Source organism: Paenibacillus albidus, assembly GCF_014644435.1.
Taxonomy (GTDB): Bacteria; Bacillota; Bacilli; order Paenibacillales; family Paenibacillaceae; genus Paenibacillus_AQ; species Paenibacillus_AQ albidus.
In genome coordinates this window covers 1-4,074 of the sequence record NZ_BMKR01000091.1, presented here as the reverse complement: position 1 = coordinate 4,074, position 4,074 = coordinate 1, and the positions used below count along the sequence as shown (strand labels likewise).

Here is a 4,074-nt window from a genome sequence, read left to right as displayed (position 1 = left end):
CAGGCCAGAGGCAAATTGAAACATTTGTACCCTGAAATTTGATGCAGTCAAGGTACTAGTCAGTAATTCGAATGCAGAAGGCATACCCGAAAATCTAAGGTGTTGCAATAAAGAGAGGGCGGTTCCAATGGAAATTAGATGTCCTGAATCAGATATTAAAGAACGTCTATATCAGCAATTCGCTCGAATCGGGAAATGTTTATCCAGTGACAAAAGACTTGAGATTATGGATCTCTTATCAAATGGACCAAAATCTGTTGAAAGTTTGGCTACACAAACTGGAATGAGTGTTGCGAATGTATCCCGTCACTTACAAATTTTACTGGAAGCGAAATTGGTTAGATTTCACAAGAAAGGTACTTTCGTTATCTATAATATTAGTGATCCATCTGTAACTCACTTTTTGTCCTCTTTATGGAATGTGTGTGAGGACAGACTCTCTGACATAAAACAGATTAAAGATGATTTGAAAAAGCAATATGTTGGTGTTCAAAGTATCACAAAAAACGACCTATTGGCAAAAATGAAGCAGAATAACATGGTTCTCATAGATCTTCGACCCGTTGAGGAGTATGAAACATCTCATATCCCAGGTGCTATTTCTGTACCTTTAGAACAGTTGGAAGAATACCTAAAAACAATAAATAAGGCTGATGTAGAAGTTGCTGCATACTGTCGTGGCCCTTATTGTTCTCTTGCATCACAAGCTGTTGATTATATTCAAAAACAGGGCTTCACAGCGTACCGAATAGAAGAAGGAGTCCAAGAGTGGAATGCTTAAGATGGAGAATGAGGAACGGAAATAATATATGATAGAACGGAGTAGATGTAGAATGGAACTAATGAAAAATTCCAAAGGGGACAAACCTTTGAAATTAACAGACTGGGATAAAAAATGATGTATGCTTTGATATTAGTTTTTTTGATAATTTACTGGATAATTCAACATTTCCGCTTCCTTCGTGGTGTAACCATGTTATCTTTAAAATCAAATCAAATCCAGGTGCCTGATCATATTAAATGGCTTGACATAAGAGATAGTTCCGAATATGAAAAAGAGCAGGTTCCGGAATCCATCAATATCTCCCTAGGGCGATTGCCTTTTGTGTGGGAAAAAGATATGTCTCCAAAAGATAGCATTATCGTATTGACCGATCAATATCGTAAAGGAAAAAAAGCGGTACGTATTTTACGAAAACAGGGATTTCATGATTTGTATTTATTAGTAGGTCCAATTTCTCAATTAATTGAATGGAGTCAGAAAAGAAAATTAGAACAATATTGCATTGAATATTATTGGATCTGTAGCCATTCAGTTCCGAATAACATACAGTAAGGTGGGAAATTAATGATAAATGTCCAAGAAATAACTTCAGTGAATGAAATAGATACATTTATCCAGAATAACCGATTAAGTATGCTATATGTATCTCAAGAGGATTGTAATGTATGTCATGCGATTTATCCCAAACTAAAAGAATTACTTAACAACTATCCAGAAATAAAACTTGCGCATATAGATGCTAGGCAGGTAGAAGCGGTCGCAGGCAAATTGTTGATTTTCACAGTTCCCACGATCATCTTATTTTTTGATCAAAAGGAATATCTTCGTGAAGGACGGTTTGTTCAGTTTGAACAATTAGAAGCACGATTAGAACAGTTGTATAAAGCTGTATAACTTCTAAAGTAGCCAACAAAGAATATAAAAATTATTTAATGATGGAGTATAGAATGAAGAATCCCGTGATTATTATCGGTGCTGGTTTAAGTGGCCTGCGAGCTGCCAGTTTACTCGCAGAACAAGGTATTGGATGTAAGATTTTGGAGGCTCGCAATAGAATTGGTGGTAGGATTTTAACTACTACAGGTCCCAACAACCCTGAATTGGGTCAATTTGATCTTGGACCCACTTGGTTCTGGCCGCGATATGAGCATACGATCACTAGTCTCGTTCAAGAGCTTCACCTCAAAACTTTCGTTCAGCACACCGAGGGGGCTATGTTATTTGAGCGGTATGAGAACCAAGCGCCTGAACGCCATATCCTCCCAGATCATTCCATGGAGAGATCATTGAGATTTTCAGGTGGCGTACAATCTTTAATAGATGCATTAGCTAGTAAGTTGCCACCTGAAATCTTTGATTTGGAAACACGTGTGAAGACCATAAAATTAAACGATCAAAACTCCATTACGATAACCACAGAACTTGCAGATGGACAAACAAAAGAGTTTATCGCTCGTGCTGTTATTCTAGCATTACCGCCTCGAATTATTGCACAACAGATTACTTTTATTCCTTCAATCTCTCCTGAAACGAACTTAAACCTTATCAACAAACCAACCTGGATGGCTGGACAAGCCAAGGCTATAGCTGTCTATGATGAGCCTTTTTGGAGAAAAGATGGACTTTCGGGTTTCGCATCGAGTTGGGTAGGGCCGTTGCAGGAAATTCATGATGCATCTCCCAACACAGGTTCGGGTGCATTATTTGGTTTCTTTGGCATGCCTCCGGACGTCCGCCAACAGTTAGGGGAAAAGGAGGTTTTAGAACAAGTGAAGGCACAGTTGATTAGGCTTTTCGGCCCGTCAGCAATAAAAGTAAGGACTATTATTTATAAAGATTGGTCTGCGGATGTCGATACGGCTATATCTGAAGATCGTATTCCACTTCAAAATTTTCCATATTACGGACCTATAACTGTATCAGGGGAATGGGAAAATATAATTGCTTTTGCTGGAACAGAAACAAGTACAGAATTTGGTGGACATCTTGAAGGTGCACTTCAGTCAGCTGAACTTGCAGTCTCAAAAATCATCAATTAAATAACAAAAAAAAAATGAAGTTGAAACGAATCTATTCATCTATAATCAATTCCATTATACAATTAATTAATTGAATAATAGATCTATTTGAACTATACTAATGAAGTTCTATCATTTTAAAACTATTAGGAGGGAATATTCATGAAGAAAATGAAAGCCATGCAAATTCCAGCTGCAGGAGAAAAAATGCAGTTAGTTGAGGTGCCGGTTCCACAGCCTGCAGAAGGGCAAGTGTTGCTCCGTGTTGAAGCTTGTGGCGTTTGTAACGGAGATTCAATGGCTATGGGCGGTGCGGCGTCAGCATATCCTCGTATTCCTGGACATGAAGTGATAGGAATCGTTGATGAGCTTGGAGCAGGCGCGTCAAAATGGAAAATTGGAGAACGTGTCGGCATTGGATGGAATGGGGGACATAGCCATGTCACCGGATTAACAATGGACGGCGGATATGCCGAGTACATGGTTGCTTATGAAGATAGCTTGTCCAGTATTCCAAATGAAATTTCGGTGATGGAAGCTGCTCCACTAATGTGTGCTGGCGAAACAACCTTTAGTGCCATCAAAAATAGTAAAGCTCGCCCTGGTGATCTGGTAGCGATTCAGGGGATTGGTGGACTGGGACATCTTGCCGTTCAGTTTGCAAGCAAAGCAGGATATCGCACCGTGGCTATTTCACGAGGAAATGATAAAGAAGCTCTCGCACGTGAACTTGGAGCCCATCACTACATTGATTCGGAACAAGAAGATCCGGCAGAGGCATTACAAGCATTAGGCGGTGCGAAAGTTATCCTGGCAACTGCACCTAACGCCAAAGCCATTTCCTCTCTGATCAACGGGTTGGGTCAAGACAGCGAGCTAATCATTGTGGCAGGTTCCACTGATCCACTAGAATTGTCAGCGATGGACTTTTTGAAAGGACCTAACACGGTCAAAGGTACGTTTACAGGCGGACCGAAAGAAATACAAGCGACGATTAATTTCAGTATACTGACGGATACTCGTCCCCTGATTGAGTCATATCCATTAGATCGTGCTAGCGAAGCATACGATAAAATGATGTCAGCATCGACTAGATTCCGTGCTGTTCTGAATATATCTGAGTGAAGATAGAATCCGATGGGTGGGTAGCTTACGACTCGTACGTTAAATTATGGTGAGTTAGGATTAACGTATGTGAGGAAAGGTCACTAGAGAGGCTGTCCCAAAAGTGGATTTCCTACAAGCGGGACAGACCACATTCATGCTCATAAC

The 4,074-nt window shown here is 40.0% G+C and carries 5 protein-coding genes; all 5 read left to right on the top strand.

The annotated features are described in order from the left end of the window. Positions 1 to 127 precede the first annotated feature (127 nt). The 5 genes from IEY53_RS34605 to IEY53_RS34585 all read left to right on the top strand — a co-directional run bounded on the left by IEY53_RS34605 (position 128) and on the right by IEY53_RS34585 (position 3,927). Positions 128 to 781, top strand: a complete 654-nt coding sequence (locus IEY53_RS34605) for an ArsR/SmtB family transcription factor (protein WP_189032864.1) — start codon at positions 128 to 130, stop codon at positions 779 to 781. A 114-nt stretch (positions 782 to 895) separates the two neighbouring features. After that, positions 896 to 1,336, top strand: coding sequence for a rhodanese-like domain-containing protein (locus tag IEY53_RS34600; protein ID WP_189032863.1), 441 nt, complete (start codon positions 896 to 898; stop codon positions 1,334 to 1,336). A 12-nt stretch (positions 1,337 to 1,348) separates the two neighbouring features. Continuing rightward, a complete protein-coding gene (locus tag IEY53_RS34595; RefSeq protein ID WP_189032861.1) occupies positions 1,349 to 1,678 on the top strand; it encodes a thioredoxin family protein in 330 nt (109 codons plus the stop codon). Between the two features lie 53 nt (positions 1,679 to 1,731). Next, positions 1,732 to 2,823: a flavin monoamine oxidase family protein gene (locus IEY53_RS34590; protein ID WP_189032859.1), complete on the top strand. Its 1,092-nt coding sequence runs from the start codon at positions 1,732 to 1,734 to the stop codon at positions 2,821 to 2,823. Positions 2,824 to 2,964: 141 nt separating this feature from the next. Next, positions 2,965 to 3,927, top strand: coding sequence for a zinc-binding dehydrogenase (locus IEY53_RS34585; protein ID WP_189032857.1), 963 nt, complete (start codon positions 2,965 to 2,967; stop codon positions 3,925 to 3,927). The last annotated feature ends 147 nt before the right edge of the window (positions 3,928 to 4,074 follow it).